Source organism: Kitasatospora sp. NPDC096128 (genome assembly GCF_040303105.1).
Taxonomy (GTDB): Bacteria; Actinomycetota; Actinomycetes; order Streptomycetales; family Streptomycetaceae; genus Kitasatospora.
On the sequence record NZ_JBEOSP010000015.1, the window covers coordinates 93,667 to 117,464 of the forward strand.

Sequence of the window (23,798 nt, forward strand, 5' to 3'; positions counted from 1 at the left end):
GGGACTGCGCTTCATGTCGCTCACGATCGGAATCGTCGGCCTGCCGAACGTCGGCAAGTCGACCCTGTTCAACGCCCTGACCAAGAACGACGTGCTGGCGGCCAACTACCCGTTCGCCACCATCGAGCCGAACGTCGGCGTCGTCGGCGTCCCGGACGCGCGGCTGGCCAAGCTCGCCGAGATCTTCGGCTCCCAGCGCATCCTCCCGGCCACCGTCGACTTCGTCGACATCGCCGGCATCGTGCGCGGCGCCAGCGAGGGCGAGGGCCTGGGCAACAAGTTCCTCGCCAACATCCGCGAGTCGGACGCGATCTGCCAGGTCGTGCGCGCCTTCACCGACCCGGACGTGGTGCACGTGGACGGCAAGGTGTCGCCCAAGGACGACATCGAGACCATCCACACCGAGCTGATCCTGGCCGACCTCCAGACCATCGAGAAGGTCCTGCCGCGACTCCAGAAGGAGGCGCGCCTCAAGAAGGACACCGCCCCCGTGCTGGCCGCCGCCGAGGCCGCCCAGGCGATCCTGGAGACCGGCAAGACCCTCTTCGAGGCCGGCTTCGACACCGCCCCGATCCGCGAGCTGCACCTGCTGACCGCCAAGCCCTTCCTCTACGTCTTCAACGTGGACGAGGACGAGCTGGCCGACGAGGACTTCAAGGACGTGCAGCGCGCGCTGGTCGCCCCGGCCGAGGCGATCTTCCTCAACGCCAAGATCGAGTCCGAGCTGATCGAGCTCGACGACGACGAGGCCCTCGAACTCCTCCAGTCGATGGGCCAGGAGGAGCCCGGCCTCGCCACCCTCGCCCGGGTCGGCTTCGACACCCTCGGCCTGCAGACCTACCTCACGGCAGGCCCGAAGGAGACCCGCGCCTGGACCATCAAGAAGGGCGCCACCGCCCCCGAGGCCGCCGGAGTCATCCACACCGACTTCCAGAAGGGCTTCATCAAGGCCGAGGTGATCTCCTTCGACGACCTGGTCGAGACCGGCTCCATCGCCGAGGCCCGCTCCAAGGGCAAGGCCCGCATCGAGGGCAAGGAGTACATCATGCAGGACGGCGACGTGGTGGAGTTCCGCTTCAACGTGTGACCGTCGCCTTACCGCGCGCTAGGTGATGCGTCAAGCATGCAGGTCGGAAGGGGTTGGCTCCTATGGGAGTCGACCCCTTCGTCATCACGGTGCTGGACGGGTGCTGGATATCCTGACGCTGGATCAGGCGGTATCAGGCGCCGTAAACGGTGGAGCGATGCCCGACGTGCACGACCCACACCACCAGTTCCCCGTTGTCGATCGTGTAGACGACTCGGTGGTCGCCGACTCGCAGGCGCCGGCGTTCGGGCTGCGACACGAGCGCGGAGGTGTTGAAGCCGAGGGGATCGCTCTCCAAGTCGGTCAGCTTGGCCAGGATGCGCAGTGCAATGTCGCGGGGGACCTTCCGAAGCTCGGCCTGAGCCTCGGGTCGGAATACGGTTCGGTATTCACTCACTGCGGGCCAGGGTCTCCCTCATGATGTCCTCGATCGGGATGCCGGGGGCCGGGTTCGCCATTCGTTCGTCGATGATCCGGTTGATCTCGCGCTCTTCCCATTCCTGGTACTTGCGCAGTACCTCGATGGAGACGACGGCGGCGACCTCCTTGCCTCGGCGTGTGATCACCGTAGGCACATCGTCCCGATCGGCTCGCTCCACGACCTCGGCCAGGTGTGCGCGGACATCCCGGATGGACTCTATGGGCAGGGACTGCGTCATGCGCTCGAGCGTACCGAGTGTTCCATGTGTACACAACGCTCCGCGCCATGGAGGCGTGACCGCGGTCGCATGTGCTGGATGTGCCGGATGGGGCCGCATCGTGCTGGATGGGTGCTGGATGACCACTTCCGGGACCAGGTTTCCGCAGGTCACAGCCCTGCACTGAAAGTTCCGCTCCAACGTGTGAGCCGGTCGGAACCGAATGCCACCTGATGTGGCAAGTGTGCAGGTCGAAGAGGGTCGGACTCCATGGAGTCCGACCCTCTCCATCGGCAAGCCCGAGCCGCTGAAGTACCACCTGCCCGGGGTCTGGTCGCGGCGGATCGATGACGAGCATCGTCTCGTCTATCTGGTCACCGACCGGGAAATCATCATCCTGGCGGCCCGCTACCACTACTGATCCCCGGTCCTGGCGTGCTGCCACCGTGCTGACTCCGTGCTGACTTGGGCCCTCAGGGTCGGTATTTCCGCAGGCCGGTCGCAGCGTTGTGGTGGAAGTTCCGCTTCGACGTGTGACCGCGCGGTGCAACTCCCGTGCGCGGGGCCGGACTTCCAGGGGGAGTCCGGCCCTGTCGGCGTTGCCGGTCAGGCTTGGACGGTGACGGTGAGGGTGCCGTCCGGGGCGGGGGTGACGGTGACGGCGGTGAGCGCGGGGGCGAGGGCGTCCGGGTGGTGGGCGGCGGCGCGGGGGCCGACGCCGATGACGCGCATGCCGGCGGCCCGGGCGGCGGCGATGCCGGCGCCGGAGTCCTCGAAGGCGAGGCAGTCGGCGGGGGCGAAGCCGAGGGCGGCGGCGCCCTTGAGGAAGCCCTCGGGGTCGGGCTTGCTGGCGCCGACGGACTCGGCGGTGACCAGGACGGGCGGCATCGGCAGGCCGGCGGCGTCCATCCGGACCCGGGCGAGCGGGAGGTCGGCGGAGGTGACCAGGGCGTGCGGCAGGTCGGTCAGCGAGGCGAGGAAGGCGTCGGCGCCGGGGACCTGGACGACGCCCTCGGTGTCGGCGCGCTCCTCGGCGAGCATCTGCTCGTTCTCGGCGAGGTTGACCTCGACCGGGCGGTCCGGCAGCAGTGCGGCCATGGTCGCGTGGCCCTGGCGGCCGTGGACGACGGTGAGCGCCGCGACGGGGTCGAGGCCGTGCCGCACGGCCCAGCGGGTCCAGCAGCGCTCGACCACGGCGTCGGAGTCGACCAGGGTGCCGTCCATGTCGAGGAGGAGGGCGCGGGTGGTGAACCGGACGGGGGCGGCGGTCATGGGGTGGCTCCTGGATGCGGGGGGAGAAGGCGAGCTCTTTGTTTCTGAATGATACAAAAGATCACGGGAGCAGGTGGGCGTTGACCGCCCGGGCCTCCTCGGCCAGCTCCGGCAGCTCCACCACCTCGACCCCGGCCGCCTCCAACAGGGCCGTGCCCTGGCAGTCGGTGACGAAGAGGTCCGGCTCCCGCCAGGCGACCACCACCCGGGGCACACCCGCCGCGATCAGCAGCCGGGCGCACGGCACCGGCCGCGAGGCGCGCTGCCCGCAGGGCTCCAGGCTGCTGTAGACGGTCGCCCCGCGCAGCCGGGGGTCGCCCGCCGGGAGCTTGGCCAGGGCCGCCTCCTCGGCGTGGTCGTGCGCGTCCGTCTCCCGACTGAAGCCCTCCGCGAGCACCGCGCCGTCGGCGCCGACGACCACCGCCCCGACCGAGAAGGCCGTCGCGGAGGGCGGGCAGCGGCGGGAGAGTTCGACGGCCCGGCGCAGGTGGTCGAGGTCGGTGGCGGCGGGGTGGGTCACGGCGCGGGCTCCTTCGGGGCGTACCTGAGCAGGACGACGTCGCCCACCGTACGTGCCTCCAGCAGGCGCATCCGCCGGGTCGGGCCGCCGGGGAAGGCGGCCGGGCCGACGAAGCGCGGCGCCCCGGGCTGGCCGACCAGCAACGGGGCGACGGCCAGCTGGAGTTCGTCCGCCAGGCCCTGGGCGAGGAACTGGGTGTGCACCCCGCTGCCGCCCTCGACCATCAGTCGGCGCACCCCGCGCGCGCCCAGGTCGTCCAGCACCGCGCCGAGGTCGACCGAGTCGCCGAGCGCGACCACCTCGGCCAGTCCGTCGAGCCGGGGCCGCAGCACCGCCGCCCCGGCCGCCGTGGTGTAGGCGAGCTTCGCGCCGCCGGTGTGCCAGAACCGCAGGTCGGCGGCGAGGGCGCCGCTCGCGCTGAGCGTCACCTTCAGCGGGTGCTCCGGCCGGCCGGCCGCCGCCCGGGCGGCCCGTCGCGCGGGGTCGTTGACCAGCAGGCGCGGGTTGTCGGCGCGCAGGGTGTTGCCGCCGACCAGGATCGCGTCGGCCGCCGCCCGCTCCTGGTCGACCCGGTCGAAGTCGGCGGGGTTGGAGAGCAGCAGGCGGTCGGGGGAGGCGTCGTCGAGGTGGCCGTCGAGCGAGACGGCGGCGCTCAGCAGGACGAAGGGGCGCTGGCCGGGGCCGGGCATGGGCGGGACCGTTCTGTCGGGGCCGGTCGGTCAGGGCCGGTCGGTCGGGCCGTCCGGTCCGGGCTTCCGGCCGGGGCGCCTCCACGGTACGGCGGCGGGGTGTCGCCGTACCGCCCGATGGTCGCCATGTGAGACGGTTCTGCTCGACATGCGGGATGAAGCGTAGCGTCGGGGTGTCGCGGAAACGGAACACCGACCACGCCCCAGGGGGACCTCATGCCCGGAACGCCCGGACCGCAGCCTGCCGCCGCCTACACCCACGGCCACCAGGAGGCCGTGCTGCGCTCGCACCGCTCCCGGACCGCCGCCGACTCGGCCGGCTACCTGCTGGACCGGCTGCGGCCCGGCCAGGCCCTGCTGGACGTGGGCTGCGGCCCCGGCACGATCACCGCCGACCTGGCCGAACTGGTCGGCCCCGGCGGGCGGGTGGTGGCCGTGGACGCCTCCGCCGAGGTGCTGGAGCAGGCCGCCGGGTACGTGGCCGGGCGGGGCCTGTCCAACGTGGTGTTCGAACTCGCCGACGTGCACCGACTGCCGTACCGGGACGGCGAGTTCGACGTGGTGCACGCCCATCAGGTGCTGCAGCACCTGGCCGATCCGGTGGCCGCGCTGCGCGAGATGCGCCGGGTGACGGCGCCCGGCGGGCTGGTCGCCGCCCGGGACGTCGACTACGCCTCGATGACCTGGTTCCCGGCGGCGCCCGCGCTGGACCGCTGGCTGGAGCTGTACCGGCGGACCGCCCGCGCCAACGGCGGCGAACCGGACGCCGGGCGGCGGCTGCTGTCCTGGGCCCGTGCGGCCGGCCTCACCGACGTCACCGCGAGCACCGGCACCTGGACGTACGCGACGCCCGAGCGGCGCGAGTGGTGGGCCGGGATGTGGGCGGACCGGGTGACCGGTACGGCCTTCGGCCGGACGGCGGTGGAACGGGGCTTCGCGGACCCCGCCGAGCTGGCGCGGATCGCGGCCGGCTGGCGGGAGTGGAGCGCCGCCGAGGACGGCTGGTTCTCGATGATCCACGGCGAGATCCTGGCCCGGGTCGGCGCGGAGCAGCCGGGGCGGTGACGGCCGGGCGGGCGTTCGGAAAGATCGGGTAAAGTCGCGCGACCGTTCACCTCGGGCCAGTCCGGCCCGGGTGGCGGTGTCGTAAGCCGAAACGCCGAGTCGAGGCCCGCCCGGCGGGCCGGGGGAGTCCACGTGTCCGAGCCTGAGTCCGCGCCGCCCGCCGCTCCGGGGCCGGACCCGCGGGCGGACTTCCGCAAGGAACCGGGGAAGGACGCGGCGAAGGAACCGGAGGGGGAACCCGGGGCCGACGGCGCGGAGCCGACGGGCCCGGCGGCCGCCGACCCCTGGGCCCCGCCGGCCGACCGGCCGACCCGAGCGGCCCCGGCCGCCGCCCCGCAGGCCCCGCCCCAGCCGCCGCCCCCGCCGCTGCCCGCCGGCGGCTGGGCCTCCGTGCCGCCCTCCGCCGAGTCCGGCCTCCGGCCCGGCCACCCCCACCCGTACCCGCACCCGGGCCCGAGCCCGCACGGAAGCCCGCACCCCTACCCGCCGTACCTCATCAACCCGTACGACCCCCGGCCCGAGCCGCGCACCAACGGCTTCGCCGTCGGCTCCCTGGCGACCGCCCTGAGCCTGCTCTCGCCGGTGGCCCTGGTGCTCGGGATCCTCGCCCTGGTCCAGATCAAGCGCCGCGGTCAGCGCGGCCACGGCATGGCGGTGGCCGGTGTGGTGCTCGGGGCGGTGGGCACCCTGCTGCTGTCGCTCGCCCTGGGTGCGGGGGACTTCGGCTCCGCCCGGGACGGGCGTGGCGACCGGTACGCCCAGAAGCCGCCCGCCGGCTCGGTCCGCTGGTCCGCGCTCAAGGCCGGGGACTGCTACGTGTCCTCCGGGACGAGCGGGAAGCCCGACGAGAACGGCGACGAGACGGTCTACTGGGTGCGCCGGGTGGCCTGCGCGGAGCGGCACAACGGCGAGGTGGCCGGCACCGCGAAGGTCCCGGACAGCGGCGGCGCCTACCCGGGCGCGACGGTCGTGCGCGAGCGGGCCGCCACCCTGTGCCGCACGGTGCTCGACGACTACGCGCTGGACCAGTGGGCCGTCCCGGACGGCATGGACGACGTCTACCTCTACCCGAGCGCGGGCAACTGGGCGGTCGGCGAACGGTACGTCACCTGCGCCTTCGAGGACCCGGACGACCAGCACCTGGGGACGGTCCGCACCGACCGCCGCAGCCTGACCTCGGTCCAGCTGGCCTACCTGGAGGCCGTCCGGGGCTTCAACGCGGCCTACCTGGACACCCCGAAGCAGGACGTGGCGGTCGCCGAGGCCGAGTACCGGTCCTGGGCCCGCCGGATGGCCACCGCCTCCCGGGCCGAGGCCGCCGCGCTGCGCAGGCCGACGGCCGAGTGGCCGACCGACATCCAGTCGAAGGTCGACAAGCTGGCCCAGACCCAGACCCAGGCGGCCACCGCCTGGGACGCCGCGGCCTCCGGCGACGACGTGGCGGGCGACCTGCGCCGGGCCCGGGCGCTGGTCGCCAGGACGGTGCCGATCAGTGTGGACATCCGGCGCTCGCTCGGCCTGTCCACCGGCGAGCAGGTGCCCGACCTCCGGGCCTGAGCCGGCCGCCCGGGCCGGGCGGCCGGCTCAGGCCCGGGCACCGGGTTACCCGGCGTTAACCGCGTCCGTACCTGCCGGTAGCGCGCGGGCCGTAGGGTCGCCCCCGTGCCCCGGCCCGACCCCCACGCCGGCCGGGGCACGCATCGGGGGGCCTGGGCCGGGGCCGGCGCCGCAGCAGCGGCGATCCGCCCCGGCCCAGCCGGTACCCTCCCCGCATGGGCACCTTTCGGGTGATGCGCCAGGACGACAACGGCAACCGCTTCCTGGTCGCCAAGGACCTGGCCGAGGCGGAGGCGTACCGCCTGGCCGCCGAGTTCGAGGCGCGCGGCCACAAGCAGATGTACTGGGTCGAGGCCCAGGACCCGGACCCGGCCCGCTAGCCGGGGCGGGTCGGACACGCCTTAGGGTCGGGGCATGGACCAGGCCGGAGAGACCACTGTCGAGTCCCCGCCGCGGATCGTCGTCGGCGGGGTGCTGATCCGCGGCGGCCGGGTGCTCGCCGCCCGCCGCAACTCCCCCGCTTCGGTCGCCGGCCGCTGGGAGTTCCCCGGCGGCAAGACCGAACCCGGCGAGACCGAGGCACAGGCGCTGGAGCGCGAGCTGCTGGAGGAGCTGGGCGTACGGGCGCGGGCGCTGCGGCGGCTGCCGGGCGGCTGGGCCGTGCGGCCGGGGCTGGAGCTGCGGTTCTGGGCCGCCGAGCTGCTGTCCGGTGAGCCGGACGCGCTGGAGGACCACGACGAGCTGCGCTGGCTGGGCCCGGCGGAGCTGGACTCGGTGGACTGGATCGACCACGACCGCGAGGTCCTGCCGCACGTCGCCGAGCTGCTCGCGGCCGCGGACGACGCGCAATCCGCCGGATAGGTCAATCGGACAAGACGACACGGGAGCCGGGATAGCCTGGGTCCTGCTGGGTATGTCACTTTTCGGCACTATTCGTCACCATCGGTGAGCCGCCCCAGCCGGCGCCGCCGATCCCGACCAGAGCCGGAGGCCCCGTCGGTGTCGACAACCGGGAACGGCGGGGGAGCGCGGCGGGCGGGCGCCGCGGGAGGCGCCGCCGCCCGCGCCCGGCTGCGCCGCGCCGCCCCGCCGGCCGCCCCGCAGCCGGCGTCCGGCCGCCGCCGCGGCGGCCCCGACGTCCCGGGCACCGCACAGCCCGTCCAGCCGGCGCCGACCCTGGACGTCCCCGAACCCGGCCTCCGGTCCGGCCTGCGCAGCCGCCCCGGCCGGCCGTTCCCGGGCGGCCCGGCCGACGCCCGGCAGGGCCTGGCCGCACCGCCCGGGGGCAGCCTGCTGGACATGCTCAAGGTCGCCATCGCGATCCTGGACACCGCGGGCCGGGTGGTGCTGTGGAGCCCGGCCGCCGAGGAGCTGCTCGGCTGGCCGAGCGAGCTGCTGGTCGGCCGTCGGATCGACGAGCTGATCCCGGACCAGGAGCAGGTCGCCCGGATCAGGGCCGCCGTCCAGGACACCCTGCGGCACGGCCGCTGGACGGGCACCGCCGAGCTGCGCGACCGGGACGGCGTGCCGGTCGCCGTGGAAGCCCGGATCTCCCTGCTGGTGGACGGTGACGGCACCCCGTTCCTCCAGGTCAACCTGGCCGAGGCGGCCGCCGTACGGGCCATCGAGCGGGACCTCGCGGTGCGCGACGCGCTGTTCGAGCAGTCCCCGCTGGGCATCGCCATCCTGGACACCGACCTGCGCTACACCGCCGTCAACCAGACCCTGGCCGAGATGAACGGGGTCGCCCTGGAGGACCACGTCGGCCGCACCACCGGCGAGACCCTGCCCGAGCGGGCCGCCGACGAGATCACCGCGATCCAGCGCCAGGTGCTGGCCACCGGCGAGCCGGTCATCGACGTCACCCTCGCCTCCCCGGTCACCACCCGGGCCGGCTACCGCTCGATCTCCTACAGCCGGATGACCGACCGGGCCGGCCGGGTGCTCGGCATCTCCGGCACCGTGATGGACGTGACGGAGCGCTACCGTGCGGTGGCCAAGGTCGAGCACGCCAGACGCCGGCTCTCGCTGCTCAACGAGTTCGGCTCCCGGGTCGGCGACCTGCTCGACGCCGCCCGGATCGCCCAGGAGCTGGCCAGCTCGGTGGTCCCCCGGCTGGCCGACCACTCCGCGGTGATCCTGCTCCAGGCCGTCGCGCACGGCGACGACCTGCCCCGGCACGGCCACGACCGGCGCACCTCGCTGCTCCAGCTCGGCACCGCCTCCGTCCAGGACGGCCCCGAGGTCGAGGTGATGCTCCGGCGCGGTGCCCGGATCACCTTCGCCGAGGACTCCGCCTGCGGCCGGGTACTGCGCACCGGCGTGCCCGAGCTGCTCTCCGGCGCCGACCAGCTGGACGACGTCACCTACCCGGGCGACCCCAAGACACAGGCCGCCCACGACCTGGGCGTGCACTCGATGCTGGTCGTCCCGCTGCGCGCCCGCGGCATCGTGATCGGCCTGCTGCTGGTCAGCCGGGCCGGCTACCGCGAGGGCTTCGACCGCGACGACCTCGCCTTCACCGTCGAACTCGCCGACCGGGCCGGCAGCTCGCTGGACAACGCCCGGCTGTACGCCCGCGAGCGCACCGCCGCGCTCACCCTGCAGCGCACCCTGCTCCCGCAGCAGGTCCCCCAGCCCACCGGGGTCGAGGTCGCCTACCGGTACGTGCCCGGCAGCAGCGGTACCGAGGTCGGCGGCGACTGGTTCGACGTCATCCCGCTGCCCGGGGACCGCACCGCGCTGGTGGTCGGCGACGTGATGGGCCACGGTCTGCGGGCCGCCGCCACCATGGGCCGGCTGCGCACCGCCGTCCGGGTGCTGGCCGCCCTCGACCTGCCGCCGGACGTCCTGCTGCGGCACGTCCACGAGCTGGCGGACGACCTCGCCCAAGGCCCGGACGAGGCGCTGCTCGCCACCTGCGTCTACGCCGTCTTCGACCCGGGTACGGCGATGCTGACGGTGGCCAAGGCCGGGCACATCCCGCCGGTCCTGGTGGTGCCGGGCGAGGAGGCCACGGAGCCGACCCGCACCGGCGGCCCGCTGCTCGGCGGCGCGGGCCGGATCCTCGACCTGCCCTCCGGCGCCCCGCTCGGCGTGGGCGGAGTTCCGTTCGAATCGGTCGAACTGAAGATCCCCGAGGGCAGCCTGCTCGCGCTGTGCACCGACGGCCTGGTGGAGTCCCGGGACAAGGACCTCGACGTCGGCCTGGGCCGGCTGGTCACCGTGCTCCAGGGGCAGCACGCTTCCATCCAGGCCGCCTGCGAGGCGGTGCTGGACACCATGGAGCAGGGCCGCGAGCCGGACGACGTCGCCCTGCTGCTGGCCCGGCTCGGGCACGGCCAGGCCGGTACCCCGACGGCCGGCTGGACGCTGCCCGCCGAGCCCACGGCCGTCTCCCGGGCACGCCGGCTGGTCCGCGCCGCGCTCACCGAGTGGGGCGTCGAGGAGCTCACCGACACCGCCGAGCTGCTGGTCAGCGAGCTGGTCACGAACGCCGTCCGGTACGCCAGCGCCCCGATCGGGGTCCGGCTGACGCTCGGCGAGACGCTGCTGGTCGAGATCTCCGACCCGCTGCCGGACCCGCCCCGGGAGCGCCACGCGGCCGAGGCCGACGAGGGCGGCCGGGGGCTGGAACTGGTCCACCGGCTGGCGCTGCACTGGGGCGCCCGCGCCGAGGGGATCGGCAAGGTGGTCTGGTTCGAGCTGGCCCTGCCGGGTAATGAGCGGGCGTGAGTCCGGCGGGACGTGAGCCGTGCAGGACGCGAGTAGAACACCAGGAGAACCGTGCTGCATATGCCAACCGGCGCCCGGAGGGAGCGCGCGCTCCGGAAGGGGGCGCGGGCGTGGCATTGTGGTTGCGCGGGCGGTAGGACAAAAACCTTCGCCCGATCTGATGTTGTGATGTTGAGGGCGTGTGAACCCACCCCTCGATGATGAATACTCGGTCTTCTCGACATCCGGACGGTCGCGGGTTGGAGGGGTCGGTCCGTTGAACAGCACACCGGCGCGGAACGCGCCGAGCAGCAGCGGTCATGCCGCTGTGCCCGGGCAGGCCGGTCACCCGTACCTGCCCGCACCGGCGGCTCCGCCCGCGGGCACCGCGGGACCGGTCCGGGGCGACCACCCGGGCGCCCACCCCGCAGTCGGTCCCCGGCCCTGGGGCGCCGGGGATCCGGGCTCGATCTACGACTACATCCGGGTCGCCACCTTCGCGATCGGCCCCGACGGCCGGATCAGCCAGTGGAGCGAGCGGGCCGCCGAGTTCTTCGGCGTCCCCGCCGCCGAGGCCGTCGGCGCCGACCCGATCAGCACCTTCGTCCCCCGCGAGCTCTGGCAGCGCGGCCGCGCCCGGCTGGAGCGCACCCTGGCGGGCGAGGAGTGGGTCGGCACCACCCCCTACCGGGACGCCGGCGGCGGCGAGGGCCTCGCCGAGCTCTACCTGATGCCCGACAGCGCCCTGCCCACCGCGGGTGCCACCTGTCTGGCCGTCGACCTCGGCCGGCTGCGCCGGATCGAGACCGACCTCGCCGCCTCCGAGGCCGTCTTCGGCCAGACGCCCACCGGCTTCGTGCTCTTCGACGACCGGCTGCGGCTGCAGCGGGTCAACGACGCCTTCGCCTCCGGGATGGGCCTCGTCCCCACCGACCTGGAGGGCCTCACCCCGCACGACCTCTTCCCGCCGCCCGAGGCCGACCGGCTCTCCGCCGCCCTGCGCAAGGTCCTCGCCACCGGCGAACCCGTCTTCGACCTGCGCTTCCACAGCGCCGTCCCGACCCGCGAGGGCAACCGGCTCTGGGCCGTCTCGCTGTACCGGCTCAACGGCCCGGCCGGACAGCCGATGGGCGTGGCCGGGCAGGTCTCCGACGTCACCAGCCGGCACGTCGCCGAGCGCGAGGCCGACGGCGTGCGCCGCAACCTCGCCCTGCTCAACGAGGCCAGCGCGCACATCGGCTCCACCCTCGACCTGGAGACCACCGCCAAGGAGCTCCTGGACGTCGTCGTCCCGCCGTTCTGCGACCTCGCCACCGTCGACCTGTACACCGCGCTGCTCTCCGGCGAGACCGTCCCCAGCGCCGGCCGGCTCGGCGACACCGTGCTCACCGACGGCAGCGGCGAACTGCGCCGGGTCGCCGTCTCCAGCGTCATCGGCGGCGCCTCCTCGGTGCTCGGCTCGGTCACCGGACTGCCGATCGCCGAAGCCGGCGGCACCCTCTGCTACCCGCGCCGATCCCCGCACGCCCGGGCGCTGCGCACCGGCCGCAGCGTCGTCCCCGAGCCCGGCCGCGACCCGCTGCTGCGCTCCACCCTGATCGTCCCGCTGGTCGCCCGCGACCAGGTGCTCGGCCTGGTCCAGCTCTCCCGGGCGATCGGCAGCGAGCCCTTCGACGCCCGGGACGTGGCGATCGCCGAGGAACTGGTCGCCCGCGCCGCCGTCTGCATCGACAACGCCCGGCTCTACCGCCGCGAGCACGAGCGGGCGCTGATCCTCCAGCGCAGCCTGCTGCCCCCGGGCAACCCGGCCGCCAGCGGCCTGGAGATCGCCTGCCGCTACCTGCCCAGCAACAACAACACCGAGGTCGGTGGCGACTGGTTCGACGTCATCCCGCTGCCCGGCAACCGCACCGCCCTGGTCATCGGCGACGTGATGGGCCGCGGCCTGCGCGCCGCCGTCGCCATGGGCCAACTGCGCACCGCGGTACGGACCTTGGCGATGCTCGACCTCGACCCGGCCGAGGTGCTCGGCGCGCTGGACGAGATCGCCCGCGGCCTCGGCGACGACTCCGTCCCGGTCGGCCCGCCCACCCCGTACGGCCGGCTCACCTCGACGGCCGACGAGGAGGCCCGCGAGGTCTACCTGGCCACCTGCGTGTACGCGGTCTACGACGCCGTCACCCGCCGCTGCGTGTTCGCCAACGCCGGCCACCTGCCGCCCGTGCTGCTCAGCCCGGGCGAGCCCGCCCGGATGCTCGACGTGCCGCCCGGTCTGCCGCTCGGCGTCGGCGGCGAGCTCTTCGAGGAGGTCGAACTGACCCTCCCGGACGGCGCCGTGCTCGGCCTCTACACCGACGGCCTGGTGGAGAGCCGCAAGCACCAGCTGGACGAGGGCCTGCGCGCCTTCCGGACCGCGCTCAGCGATCGCGGCAAGGGCCTGGAGGACCTCTGCGACCATGTCCTCGGCGAGCTCGACCCGCACCACGGCGAGGACGACATCGCGCTGCTGATGGCCAAGGTGCACGCCTTCCCCGAGGACGCGGTCGGCAACTGGTTCCTGCCGCCCGAGCCCACCTCCGTCGCCAAGGCCCGTGAGCTGGCCTGCAGCTGGCTGCTCGCCCGGGGGCTGGAGGAACTGGTCGACACCACCGAGCTGCTGGTCAGCGAGCTGGTCACGAACGCGCTCAAGCACGGGCGGGGCGAGATCCGGCTGCGGCTGCTGCGCGAGCGCAGCATGGTCTGCGAGGTCTGGGACGACGGCTACGCCCAGCCCCGGCAGCGGCGCGCCCAGGAGACCGACGAGGGCGGGCGCGGCCTGCAGCTGGTCAGCCTGCTGGCGGAGCGGTGGGGCAGCCGGCGCACGCCCAAGGGCAAGATCGTCTGGTTCGAGCTGGCCCTGTAGGGCCCGGGGCTGGGCCGTACGGGTGCAGTCGCCCGGCGGCCCGCCGTGTCGCGGCGGGGCCGGGCGGGCGGGCGGCGTTCGATGGCCGCCATGCGCGTCCGCCAGCTCACCGCCGCAGCCGCCGCGCTGCTGCTCGCCGCCGGTCTCGGCGGCTGCTCCGACGGCCCGGTCCGCGGTCCCTCGCCCGTACCGGCCTCGGCCGACCCCACCGCGACCACCGGGGACGTCCGGCCCGCCGACCGCGGCGCCGTCCGGGACGGCGGCACGCTGCACTGGGCGCTGGACGGCGTCCCGGCCACCCTCAACGTGTACCAGCGCGGCGCGAGCGCGGACTCGGCGCTGCTGGCGCACGCGCTGTACCCCTCGCTGTTCCGTCCCGACGAGCACGGCCGGCTCGTCCCCGACCCGGACTACCTGGCCGGCGCCGAGTCCACCCCGCCCGGGCAGCAGCCGCAGGTGGTCACCTACCGGCTCAACCCGCACGCCGTCTGGAACGACGGCACCCCGCTGTCGGCCGCCGACCTCACCGCCCAGCGGGCCGCCCTGTCCGGCCTGGACCCGGCCTACCGGGGCGGGCCGGCAGCCGGGTACGACGCCATCGACTCGGTCACCCAGGGCGCCGACCCGCACGAGGTCAAGGTGACCTTCCGGCGGCCGTGTGCCGAGTGGCGGGCGCTGTTCGGGCCGCTCTACCCGGCCGCCGAGACGGCCACGCCCGAGGCCTTCAACCGGGCACTGACCGGCACCGGCCACCTGAGCGCCGGGCCGTACGCCCTCACCCGGTACGACGCCGACGGCGGGCGGGTCACCGTGGAGCGCAACCCGCTCTGGTGGGGGGACGTGCCGAAGACCGACCGGATCGACTTCCTGGCCGCCCCGCCCGAGCGGCGGCTGGACGCGCTGGACCAGGGCCGGCTGGACGTCGCCCCGCTCACCGCCGCGGTGGACCGGGCGGAGCCGCCCGCATCCTCGTCCCCGCCCTCCTTCCCGCCCTCACCCGCGCCCCCGTCCGGCACCCCGGGCGCCGCCGACGCGCCCGTCGATCCGCCCGCCGGGGCGCCCGAGGCCGCGGCGCTGGCGCTGCGGCGGGCCGAGTCGCTGCCCGGGGTCACCGTGCACCGGGCGGCCGCCGCCTCGCTCACCCAGCTCACCCTCAACGCCGGCCACGGCCCGCTCGGCGACCCGGCACTCCGGCGGGCGGTGGGCCGGGCGGTGGACCGCCGGGCGGTCGCCGAGGCCGCGCTCGGCCCGCTCGGCCTGCCCGGCGCCCCGCTCGGCAGCCACCTGCTCGCCGCCGACCAGGAGGGCTACCGGGACGACAGCCCCGCGATCGGACCGGACGACGCCGCGCAGCTGCTGGACGCGGCGGGCTGGAAGCTGCCGAACGGCGGCACCCGGACCAAGGACGGCAAGGAGCTCGCCCTCACCCTGCTCATCCCGGCCGGCTCCGCGACCGCGAAGCGCACCGCCGACGCCCTCGTCATCGGGTTCGGCGAGCTCGGCATCGCGGTGAATCCGCGGACCGCGCCCGCCGGCACCTTCGTCCAGGACCAACTCGCCGACGGGGAATACGACTTGGCGCTGTTCTCCTGGCCGGTCGGCGCCAGTCCGGCGGCCGAGCAGCGCGCCGCGTACGCCAAGCCCCGGCCGGATGCCGACGGCGCGCTCGACCACGGCCGCAACTACGGCCGCAGCGGCACCGAGGAGATCGACCGGCTGTTCGACCGGGCGGCCGCCGAACTCGACCCGGCGGCCCGACTGGACCTGCTGCAGGAGGCGGACGTGCGGATCTGGCAGCTCGGCCACTCCGTCCCGCTGTACCAGCGTCCGGAGCTGGTCGGGGTGCGGACCGGGGTGACCGGGGCCGGGGCGTTCGGCTTCGGCTGGCCGCGCTTCCAGGACGTGGGCTGGAGCCGTTAGCGGGGCCGTGCTGTCCGGGGCCGTCGGAACGCGAACGGAAGAGCGTCGGAACGCGTCCGCCGGGTGACGAGCACGTGACTCCGCTGTGATCTTGATCCCGCCCGACCTGCTCGTTTCTGCCCCCTTGGGCGCTTCCCCGTACCATAGGGAAAAGCCGAGGCATGTCCAGATGCCCGGCGGGTGGACCGGTAGTAGCAGGCGGAACGGGTGGCGCGGCCGAAGGGCCGCCGGTGCGCGTCTCGCGGCCGGGCCCGCCGTAACCCACGATTCCGGGAGAATCAGCTAGGCATGCCCACGCGCAACGACATCCGTAACGTCGCCATCGTCGCCCACGTCGACCACGGCAAGACCACTCTGGTCGACGCCATGCTCAAGCAGGCCGGTGCCTTCGCCGCCCACCAGCAGCTCGATGACCGCATGATGGACTCGAACGACCTGGAGCGCGAGAAGGGCATCACCATTCTCGCCAAGAACACCGCGGTCAAGTACCACCCGAAGGATGGTGGCGCGCCGATCACCATCAACATCATCGACACCCCGGGCCACGCCGACTTCGGTGGCGAGGTCGAGCGCGGTCTGTCGATGGTGGACGCGGTCGTCCTGCTGGTCGACGCCTCCGAGGGCCCGCTGCCGCAGACCCGCTTCGTGCTCCGCAAGGCGCTCACCGCGCGGCTGCCCGTCATCCTCTGCATCAACAAGACGGACCGCCCGGACTCCCGGATCGACGAGGTCATCAACGAGACCTACGACCTGTTCCTGGACCTGGACGCGGACGAGGACCAGATCGAGTTCCCGATCGTCTACGCCTGTGCCCGTGACGGCGTCGCCTCGCTGACCAAGCCGGAGAACGGCACCGTCCCGGCCGACAGCACCAGCCTGGAGCCGTTCTTCTCCACCCTGCTGGAGCACGTCCCGGCCCCGACCTTCGAGGCGGACGCGCCGCTCCAGGCGCACGTCACCAACCTGGACGCCGACAACTTCCTCGGCCGCATCGCGCTGCTGCGCGTCGAGCAGGGCGAGCTGCGCAAGGGCCAGACCGTGGCCTGGATCAAGCGTGACGGCTCGATCTCGAACGTCCGCATCTCCGAGCTGCTGATGACCGAGGCGCTCACCCGCAAGCCGGCCGAGGTCGCGGGCCCCGGTGACATCTGCGCCGTCGCCGGCATCTCCGAGATCATGATCGGCGAGACCCTCGCGGACCCGGAGAACCCGATCGCCCTGCCGCTGATCACGGTGGACGAGCCGGCCATCTCGATGACCATCGGCACCAACACCTCGCCGCTGGTCGGCCGCGGCGGCAGCGGCAAGGGCGCGGACGCCAAGTCCGGCGCCAAGGTGGACCGCAAGGTCACCGCCCGCCAGGTGAAGGACCGCCTGGACCGCGAGCTGATCGGTAACGTCTCGCTGCGCGTCCTGGACACCGAGCGTCCGGACGCCTGGGAGGTGCAGGGCCGCGGTGAGCTGGCGCTGGCCATCCTGATCGAGACCATGCGCCGCGAGGGCTTCGAGCTGACCGTCGGCAAGCCGCAGGTGGTCACCAAGGAGGTCAACGGCAAGACCCACGAGCCGGTCGAGCGCCTCACCGTGGACGTGCCCGAGGAGCACATGGGTGCCGTCACCCAGCTCATGGGCGTCCGCAAGGGCCGGATGGACAACATGTCCAACCATGGCTCGGGCTGGGTCCGGATGGAGTTCGTCGTGCCGTCCCGCGGCCTGATCGGCTTCCGGACCGAGTTCCTCACCAGCACCCGCGGCACCGGCATCGCCCACTCGATCCACGAGGGCCACGAGCCGTGGTTCGGCACGCTGACCACCCGCAACAACGGTTCGCTGGTCGCCGACCGGGCCGGTGTGGTCACCGCCTTCGCGATGACCAACCTGCAGGAGCGCGGCGTGCTCTTCTGCGACCCGGGCACCGAGGTGTACGAGGGCATGATCGTCGGCGAGAACTCGCGCGCCGACGACATGGACGTGAACATCACCAAGGAGAAGAAGCTCACCAACATGCGTTCCTCGAACGCTGACGTGGCCGAGTCGATCGTCCCGCCGCGCAAGCTCTCGCTGGAGCAGTCGCTGGAGTTCTGCCGCGAGGACGAGTGCATCGAGGTGACCCCGGAGACGGTTCGCATCCGTAAGGTCGTGCTGGACCAGAAGGACCGCGGACGCACCGCCTCGCGCGCCAAGAAGGTGTGATCCGGACGGCTTGATCGGCCTTTGGCCGGAATGCTTCGCCCCCCTTTCCGATGGAGAGGGGGGCGAACTTTTTCAACTACTCCAAGTTGTCGCGGCCGCTATTAACGGAATAGCGCTCATCACACCCAGGTGTCCGCTGAGCGAACGTGACAGTTCGTCATCCGTGACGACTGTCCGTTTGGTGCCTGTCTGGCTATGTCTCAAATGTCCGGTTTTCGAAACTTACCGACTGTTCATGTGACCTAATTGAGATCGTCACTGGTCACTTTCGTGTCCGTGCGTGACGGATAGTGGGTGCAGTCAGGCTCGGGTCAAGGGTTAACGCGCAGGGGTGCGCGCCGAAACCACGAGCGCGGACGGCATTGCGGGTCCGGTGAGAACCGTTCCGCGGTGCCCTCCTCGTTGCAACGTCGAATTCAGGAGGCACACCGATGCGTGGTGTGAGCCAGGCCAAGTGGGTTGTCGCAGCCGTCGCTGTCGCGCTCGCCGCGACTGCTTGTAGCAGCAGCGGCAGCAGCGACTCCTCCGGCGGGAGCTCGGACAGCGCCGCGGTCGACCCCGCGGGCGTGTTCAGCTACCAGAGCGCGGAGCCGCAGCGTCCGCTGCAGCCGGCCAACGCCATGGAGAACCAGGGCGGCCGTATCGTCAAGCAGCTCTTCACGGGCCTCGTCGACTACGACCCCACGACCGGTGCGCTGCGCAACCAGGTGGCCGACAAGATCGAGACCACCGACGCCAAGAACTACACCGTCACGCTGAAGTCCGGCTGGACCTTCCACGACGGCACCCCGGTGACCTCCAAGTCCTTCGTGGACTCCTGGAACTGGTCCGCCAACCCGGCCAACAACCAGATCAACTCGGACTGGTTCTCGGACATCGTCGGCTACGACGCCGTCCACCCGGACAAGGGTGACCCGACCGCCAAGGAGATGGCCGGTCTCAAGGTCGTCGACGACACCCACTTCACCATCGAGCTGACCGCCCCCGTCTCGTACTTCACGTACAAGCTCGGCTACTCGGCCTTCTTCCCGCTGCCCACCGGGTTCTTCGCGGACCCGAAGGGCTACGGCGAGAAGCCGGTCGGCAACGGCCCGTACCAGTTCGTGTCGTGGGAGCACAACAAGGCTGTCACGCTCAAGGCCTACGACAAGTACGCCGGCGCCAACAAGCCGAAGAACGGCGGGATCGTCTTCCGCGCGTACACCGCCCCCGAGGCCGCGTACAAGGACCTGATGTCCGACACCCTGGACGTCCTGGACCAGGTCGACTCGACCGACCTGCCGAAGTACAAGGACGACCTGGGCAAGCGTGCGGTCGACGCCCCGCAGGGCGCGATCCAGAACATCTCCTTCGCGCTCTACAACGCCGAGTGGCAGGGCCAGGACAAGGCCAAGGTCCGCCAGGGCCTGTCGATGGCGATCGACCGCGACACCATCACCAAGACCGTCCTGAACAACAGCCGTCAGCCCGCCGACTCGTTCGTGGCGCCGGGCGTCATGGGCTACAAGGCCGGCACCTGCGGCGACGCCTGCAAGTACGACCCCGCCAAGGCGAAGCAGCTCATCACCGAGGGCGGCGGCGTCCCCGGCGGCAAGATCACCATCCTCTACAACTCCGACGGTGGTCACAAGGAGTGGGTGGACGCGGTCTGCAACTCCATCAAGCAGGCCACCGGCGTCGAGTGCCTCGGCGACCCGAAGCCGGACTTCAAGACCTCTCGTGACATCATCACGAAGAAGCAGGTCACCAGCATGATGCGTACCGGCTGGGTGCAGGACTACCCGCTGAACGCCAACTTCCTGCGTGACGTCTACGGCACCGGTGCCGCGGCGAACGACGGCAGCTACTCCAGCCCCGAGTTCGACAAGCTGTCGCACGAGGCCGACGCCGCCACCTCGGTCGAGAAGACCGCGGAGCTCTACCAGCAGGCCGAGGCCGTTCTGGCCAAGGACATGCCGCAGATCCCGCTCTGGTACTACAAGACCAACTCGGGCTACTCGAACAACGTCCAGAACGTGAAGTTCAACTCCTTCGGCGACCCGGTCTACACCGACGTCGAGGTCAAGAAGAAGAAGTAATCGGTCGGCACCGCCTGACCCGGTGACAACGGCCGGTGCCCGCCCCATCCCCACAAGGGCAGGGCTGGCACCGGCCGTTGGCACGCCGACTTATCTCTTGCCGGGTTGACGGGCCCGGCAGAGCCATACATGGAGGCACGATGGGGCGCTTTGTCGCGAGGCGACTGCTCCAGATGATCCCGGTGTTCCTCGGAACGACCGCACTCATCTTTTTCATGGTGCACTTGCTGCCCGGTGACCCGGTGGCAGCGATGTGGGGCGACAAGGCGCCGGACCCGGTGCAGCTCGCCGCGCTGAGGCATCAGTACGGGTTCGACAAGCCGCTGGTCGGCCAGTACCTGGACTACATGGGCAAGCTGCTCACTGGCGACTTCGGCACGTCCCCCCTGGACGGACGTCAGGTGATCGACAAGATCACCGAGGCGCTGCCGGTCACCATCCGGCTCGCGCTGTTCGCGTTCGCCATCGAGATCGTGCTCGGCATCGGCATCGGCCTGTTCGCCGGTCTGCGCCGCGGCAAGGCGTTCGACAAGGGTGCGCTGGTCTTCACCCTGCTGCTGATCTCGATCCCGGTCCCGGTGCTGGGCTACATCTTCCAGACGATCTTCGCGACCAACCTCAAGTGGGTCACCCCGACCGTCCAGGACAGCAACGACCTCACCCAGCTGGTGCTGCCGGCTCTGGTCCTCGGCTCGCTGTCGCTGGCCTACGTCGCGCGTCTCACCCGTACCTCCATAGCCGAGAACATCAAGGCCGACTACGTCCGCACCGCGGTGGCCAAGGGCCTGCCGCGCCGGAAGGTGATCGGCACCCACCTGCTGCGCAACTCGATGATCCCGGTGATCACCTTCCTCGGCACCGACCTGGGCGCCCTGATGGGCGGCGCGATCGTCACCGAGGGCATCTTCAACGTCAAGGGCGTCGGCAACGCGCTCTACCACGCGATCAACCTGAAGGACGGTGCGACGGTCTCCGGCTTCGTCGCCTTCCTGGTGCTCGTGTACCTGGCCGCCGGCCTGATCGTCGACCTGCTTTACGCGGTCCTGGACCCGAGGATCCGTTATGCCTGACCTGACCGAGAAGAAGACGGCCGGAAAGATCCCGGCCCAGGCCACCGTCGCGGTGGCCGCCAAGCCGGAGAAGCCCCGCAGCCTCGGCTCCGACGCCTGGCACGACCTGATCCGCAAGCCGATCTTCGTGATCTCCGCGCTGCTGATCCTGCTGCTGATCGTCATCGCGATCGCCCCGGGCCTGTTCACCTCGGTGGACCCGCGCGCCGGCGACCTGCGCAACCACTACCTGACGAAGCCGGATTACACCCACTTCTTCGGGGCGGACTGGTTCGGCTACGACCTCCAGGGCCGCAGCATCTACGCCCGCGTCATCTACGGCGCCCGCGCCTCGGTCGTGGTCGGCATCTGCGTCACCGTCGGCGTCACCATCCTCGGTGGCATCACCGGCATGCTCGCCGGCTACTTCGGCGGCTGGATCGACACGATCATCTCCCGCATCACCGACATCTTCTTCGGCATCCCGCTGCTGCTCGGCGCCCTGGTGATCCTCAACGCCTTCACCTCGCGCACCGTCTGGAGCGTCGTCTTCGCGCTGGTCGCCCTGGGCTGGACCCAGATGACCCGCGTCATGCGCGGCTCGGTGATCACGATCAAGCAGTCCGACTTCGTGACCGCGGCCAAGGCGCTCGGCGCCGGTACCGGCCGGATCATGTTCAAGCACATCCTGCCGAACGCGGTCGCCCCGGTGATCGTGGTCGCGACCATCGCCCTCGGCGGCTACATCGCCACCGAGGCCACGCTGAGCTTCCTCGGCATCGGTCTGCAGGACCCGACCATCTCCTGGGGCATCGACATCAACTCGGCCCAGAAGGTGATCCGCACGGCGCCGTTCGCCCTGTTCTTCCCCGCCGGCATGCTGAGCCTCACCGTGCTGGCCTTCATCATGCTCGGCGACGCGGTGCGCGACGCCCTCGACCCGAAGCTCCGCTGAGAGAAGAGGTGACGACCCGATGACCACCGTGATCGAGAACAACCAGAAGAACGATCGTCTCGAAGTCGGAACCCCGCTCCTGGAGGTCAAGGACCTCCACGTGGAGTTCCACACCCGGGACGGGATCGCCAAGGCCGTCAACGGAGTCAACTACTCCGTCTCGGCCGGCGAGACCCTCGCCGTGCTCGGCGAGTCCGGCTCCGGCAAGTCCGTGACGGCGCAGACCATCATGGGCATCCTGGACATGCCCCCGGGCAAGGTGACCCAGGGCGAGATCCTGTACCGCGGCCAGGACATGCTCAAGATGGGCAACGAGGAGCGGCGGAAGATCCGCGGCCAGAAGATCGCGATGATCTTCCAGGACGCGCTGTCCTCCCTCAACCCCGTGCTCAGCGTGGGCTACCAGCTCGGCGAGATGTTCCGGGTGCACCAGGGCGCCTCCAAGGCCGAGGCCAAGGCCAAGGCCATCGAGCTGATGGACCGGGTGCGCATCCCCGCCGCCAAGGAGCGGGTCAACGACTACCCGCACCAGTTCTCCGGCGGCATGCGCCAGCGCATCATGATCGCCATGGCGCTGTCGCTGCAGCCCGACCTGATCATCGCCGACGAGCCCACCACCGCCCTGGACGTCACCGTCCAGGCCCAGGTGATGGACCTGCTCGCAGAGCTCCAGGCCGAGTACAACATGGGCCTGATCCTGATCACCCACGACCTCGGCGTGGTCGCCGACGTCGCGGACAAGATCGCCGTGATGTACGCGGGCCGGATCGTCGAGACCGCCCCGGTGCACGAGCTGTACGCGAACCCCGCGCACCCGTACACCAAGGGCCTGCTCCGCTCGATCCCGCGCCTGGACCAGAAGGGCCAGGAGCTGTACGCGATCAAGGGCCTGCCCCCGAACCTGCTGAAGGTTCCGGCCGGCTGCGCGTTCAACCCCCGCTGCGACGTCGCCACCGACCTGTGCCGTACGGAGATCCCGGCACTGCACCACGTGACCGACGAGGACGGCACGGAGCTCACCGGCCGCCGCAGCGCGTGCCACCTCTGGAAGGAGACCCTCCATGGCTGAGAACATCCTGGAGGTCAAGGACCTGGTCAAGCACTACCCGTTGACCCAGGGCGTCCTGTTCAAGAAGCACGTCGGCGCGGTCAAGGCCGTCGACGGCATCAGCTTCGACCTGAAGAAGGGCGAGACGCTCGGCATCGTCGGCGAGTCCGGCTGTGGCAAGTCCACGCTGGCCAAGGTGCTGATGAACCTGGAGCGGGCGACCTCCGGTCAGGTGCTGTTCAAGGGCGAGGACATCTCCACCCTGGGCGGTGCGGCCCTCAAGGCCGTCCGGCGCAACATCCAGATGGTGTTCCAGGACCCGTACACCTCGCTGAACCCGCGCATGACGGTCGGCGACATCATCGGTGAGCCGTACGAGATCCACCCCGAGGTGGCGCCCAAGGGCGACCGCCGCAAGGCCGTCCAGGACCTGCTGGACGTCGTGGGTCTGAACCCGGAGTACATCAACCGGTACCCGCACCAGTTCTCCGGCGGCCAGCGCCAGCGCATCGGCATCGCCCGCGGCCTCGCGCTCAAGCCCGAGATCATCATCTGCGACGAGCCGGTCTCCGCGCTGGACGTGTCCGTCCAGGCGCAGGTGATCAACCTGCTGGAGCAGCTGCAGGGCGAGTTCGGCCTGTCGTACATGTTCATCGCGCACGACCTCTCCATCGTCCGGCACATCTCCGACCGCGTCGGCGTGATGTACCTGGGCAAGATGGTCGAGATCGGCTCCGACGAGCAGATCTACGAGAACGCCACCCACCCGTACACCCAGGCGCTGCTGTCGGCCGTGCCGGTGCCGGACCCGACGGCGCGCGAGACCCGCGAGCGGATCATCCTCAGCGGGGACATCCCCTCGCCGGCCAACCCGCCGTCCGGCTGCCGCTTCCGCACCCGCTGCTGGAAGGCGGAGGACCGCTGCGCGGAGGAGGTCCCGCTGCTGGCGATCCCGACCACGCTGGAGGGCCCGGCCGCCCACGAGTCGGCCTGCCACTTCGCCGAGGTCCGGGAGTCGGCCGCGGCCTGACCTCCGCTCTCCCCGGAAGGGCCCGTGGCTTCCCGCCACGGGCCCTTCCGTCATTCTGTGGATTGGGACGCTGCGTGGATG

Annotated in this window: 17 protein-coding genes and 2 pseudogenes; 15 read left to right on the forward strand and 4 right to left on the reverse strand. The window is 71.9% G+C overall.

Annotation, left to right across the window (positions count from 1 at the left end; translation table 11 throughout):
- Positions 1-13: 13 nt before the first annotated feature.
- Positions 14-1,087: a redox-regulated ATPase YchF gene (gene ychF / locus ABTY61_RS18625; protein WP_350506090.1), complete on the forward strand. Its 1,074-nt coding sequence runs from the start codon at positions 14-16 to the stop codon at positions 1,085-1,087.
- 133 nt (positions 1,088-1,220) lie between these two features.
- Here the strand turns inward: ychF and ABTY61_RS18630 are convergent, their stop codons facing one another.
- Together ABTY61_RS18630 and ABTY61_RS18635 are read right to left on the reverse strand one after the other, a co-directional pair.
- Positions 1,221-1,484, reverse strand: a complete 264-nt coding sequence (locus ABTY61_RS18630; RefSeq protein WP_350506091.1) for a type II toxin-antitoxin system RelE family toxin — start codon at positions 1,482-1,484, stop codon at positions 1,221-1,223.
- Positions 1,477-1,746 (reverse strand): type II toxin-antitoxin system Phd/YefM family antitoxin, encoded by a 270-nt coding sequence (locus ABTY61_RS18635; RefSeq protein WP_350506092.1) that lies wholly within the window; start codon positions 1,744-1,746, stop codon positions 1,477-1,479. Before ABTY61_RS18635 ends, ABTY61_RS18630 begins: the two co-directional genes overlap by 8 nt.
- A 256-nt stretch (positions 1,747-2,002) precedes the next feature.
- On the opposite strand from ABTY61_RS18635, the pseudogene ABTY61_RS18640 reads away from it, so the two are divergent.
- A pseudogene (locus ABTY61_RS18640) lies at positions 2,003-2,146 on the forward strand (Txe/YoeB family addiction module toxin); the annotation flags it as partial.
- Between the two features lie 185 nt (positions 2,147-2,331).
- Here ABTY61_RS18640 and ABTY61_RS18645 read toward each other — a convergent pair.
- Positions 2,332-2,997, reverse strand: a complete 666-nt coding sequence (locus ABTY61_RS18645; RefSeq protein WP_350506093.1) for an HAD-IA family hydrolase — start codon at positions 2,995-2,997, stop codon at positions 2,332-2,334.
- A 61-nt stretch (positions 2,998-3,058) separates the two neighbouring features.
- A pseudogene (locus tag ABTY61_RS18650) lies at positions 3,059-4,206 on the reverse strand (dihydrofolate reductase family protein).
- Between the two features lie 216 nt (positions 4,207-4,422).
- Here ABTY61_RS18650 and ABTY61_RS18655 point away from each other — a divergent pair.
- The 13 genes from ABTY61_RS18655 to ABTY61_RS18715 all read left to right on the forward strand — a co-directional run bounded on the left by ABTY61_RS18655 (position 4,423) and on the right by ABTY61_RS18715 (position 23,717).
- Positions 4,423-5,271: a methyltransferase domain-containing protein gene (locus ABTY61_RS18655; protein ID WP_350506094.1), complete on the forward strand. Its 849-nt coding sequence runs from the start codon at positions 4,423-4,425 to the stop codon at positions 5,269-5,271.
- A 132-nt stretch (positions 5,272-5,403) separates the two neighbouring features.
- Positions 5,404-6,828 carry a DUF4190 domain-containing protein gene (locus ABTY61_RS18660; RefSeq protein WP_350506095.1) on the forward strand — a complete coding sequence of 475 codons (1,425 nt, stop codon included), beginning with the start codon at positions 5,404-5,406 and terminating at the stop codon, positions 6,826-6,828.
- A gap of 215 nt (positions 6,829-7,043) precedes the next feature.
- A complete protein-coding gene (locus ABTY61_RS18665; RefSeq protein ID WP_350506096.1) occupies positions 7,044-7,208 on the forward strand; it encodes an SPOR domain-containing protein in 165 nt (54 codons plus the stop codon).
- A 34-nt stretch (positions 7,209-7,242) separates the two neighbouring features.
- Positions 7,243-7,689, forward strand: coding sequence for an NUDIX domain-containing protein (locus tag ABTY61_RS18670; RefSeq protein WP_350506097.1), 447 nt, complete (start codon positions 7,243-7,245; stop codon positions 7,687-7,689).
- 138 nt (positions 7,690-7,827) lie between these two features.
- On the forward strand, positions 7,828-10,563 hold the full coding sequence (locus ABTY61_RS18675) for a SpoIIE family protein phosphatase (protein WP_350506098.1): 2,736 nt from the start codon (positions 7,828-7,830) through the stop codon (positions 10,561-10,563).
- 256 nt (positions 10,564-10,819) lie between these two features.
- Complete coding sequence (locus ABTY61_RS18680) at positions 10,820-13,444, forward strand: SpoIIE family protein phosphatase (protein ID WP_502895353.1); 2,625 nt, start codon at positions 10,820-10,822, stop codon at positions 13,442-13,444.
- Between the two features lie 90 nt (positions 13,445-13,534).
- Positions 13,535-15,364, forward strand: coding sequence for an ABC transporter family substrate-binding protein (locus ABTY61_RS18685; protein WP_350506099.1), 1,830 nt, complete (start codon positions 13,535-13,537; stop codon positions 15,362-15,364).
- 288 nt (positions 15,365-15,652) lie between these two features.
- Complete coding sequence (gene typA / locus ABTY61_RS18690) at positions 15,653-17,557, forward strand: translational GTPase TypA (protein WP_350506100.1); 1,905 nt, start codon at positions 15,653-15,655, stop codon at positions 17,555-17,557.
- Positions 17,558-17,988: 431 nt separating this feature from the next.
- Positions 17,989-19,635: a peptide ABC transporter substrate-binding protein gene (locus tag ABTY61_RS18695; protein ID WP_350506101.1), complete on the forward strand. Its 1,647-nt coding sequence runs from the start codon at positions 17,989-17,991 to the stop codon at positions 19,633-19,635.
- A 140-nt stretch (positions 19,636-19,775) separates the two neighbouring features.
- The gene (locus tag ABTY61_RS18700) at positions 19,776-20,705 is read left to right on the forward strand and encodes an ABC transporter permease (protein ID WP_350506102.1); all 930 of its coding nucleotides are present in this window, start codon (positions 19,776-19,778) and stop codon (positions 20,703-20,705) included.
- Positions 20,698-21,639 carry an ABC transporter permease gene (locus tag ABTY61_RS18705; protein ID WP_350506103.1) on the forward strand — a complete coding sequence of 314 codons (942 nt, stop codon included), beginning with the start codon at positions 20,698-20,700 and terminating at the stop codon, positions 21,637-21,639. Before ABTY61_RS18700 ends, ABTY61_RS18705 begins: the two co-directional genes overlap by 8 nt.
- A gap of 19 nt (positions 21,640-21,658) precedes the next feature.
- Positions 21,659-22,708 (forward strand): ABC transporter ATP-binding protein, encoded by a 1,050-nt coding sequence (locus ABTY61_RS18710; RefSeq protein ID WP_350506104.1) that lies wholly within the window; start codon positions 21,659-21,661, stop codon positions 22,706-22,708.
- Positions 22,701-23,717 (forward strand): ABC transporter ATP-binding protein, encoded by a 1,017-nt coding sequence (locus tag ABTY61_RS18715; RefSeq protein ID WP_350506105.1) that lies wholly within the window; start codon positions 22,701-22,703, stop codon positions 23,715-23,717. Before ABTY61_RS18710 ends, ABTY61_RS18715 begins: the two co-directional genes overlap by 8 nt.
- Positions 23,718-23,798: the final 81 nt, after the last annotated feature.

Coding starts and splice junctions, on each gene's coding strand:
- ychF (WP_350506090.1), top strand. CDS start 14: ATGTCGCTCACGATCGGAATCGTCGGCCTGCCGAACGTCGGCAAGTCG.
- ABTY61_RS18635 (WP_350506092.1), bottom strand. CDS start 1,746: ATGACGCAGTCCCTGCCCATAGAGTCCATCCGGGATGTCCGCGCACAC.
- ABTY61_RS18645 (WP_350506093.1), bottom strand. CDS start 2,997: ATGACCGCCGCCCCCGTCCGGTTCACCACCCGCGCCCTCCTCCTCGAC.
- ABTY61_RS18655 (WP_350506094.1), top strand. CDS start 4,423: ATGCCCGGAACGCCCGGACCGCAGCCTGCCGCCGCCTACACCCACGGC.
- ABTY61_RS18665 (WP_350506096.1), top strand. CDS start 7,044: ATGGGCACCTTTCGGGTGATGCGCCAGGACGACAACGGCAACCGCTTC.
- ABTY61_RS18670 (WP_350506097.1), top strand. CDS start 7,243: ATGGACCAGGCCGGAGAGACCACTGTCGAGTCCCCGCCGCGGATCGTC.
- ABTY61_RS18685 (WP_350506099.1), top strand. CDS start 13,535: ATGCGCGTCCGCCAGCTCACCGCCGCAGCCGCCGCGCTGCTGCTCGCC.
- typA (WP_350506100.1), top strand. CDS start 15,653: ATGCCCACGCGCAACGACATCCGTAACGTCGCCATCGTCGCCCACGTC.
- ABTY61_RS18695 (WP_350506101.1), top strand. CDS start 17,989: ATGCGTGGTGTGAGCCAGGCCAAGTGGGTTGTCGCAGCCGTCGCTGTC.
- ABTY61_RS18700 (WP_350506102.1), top strand. CDS start 19,776: ATGGGGCGCTTTGTCGCGAGGCGACTGCTCCAGATGATCCCGGTGTTC.
- ABTY61_RS18705 (WP_350506103.1), top strand. CDS start 20,698: ATGCCTGACCTGACCGAGAAGAAGACGGCCGGAAAGATCCCGGCCCAG.
- ABTY61_RS18710 (WP_350506104.1), top strand. CDS start 21,659: ATGACCACCGTGATCGAGAACAACCAGAAGAACGATCGTCTCGAAGTC.
- ABTY61_RS18715 (WP_350506105.1), top strand. CDS start 22,701: ATGGCTGAGAACATCCTGGAGGTCAAGGACCTGGTCAAGCACTACCCG.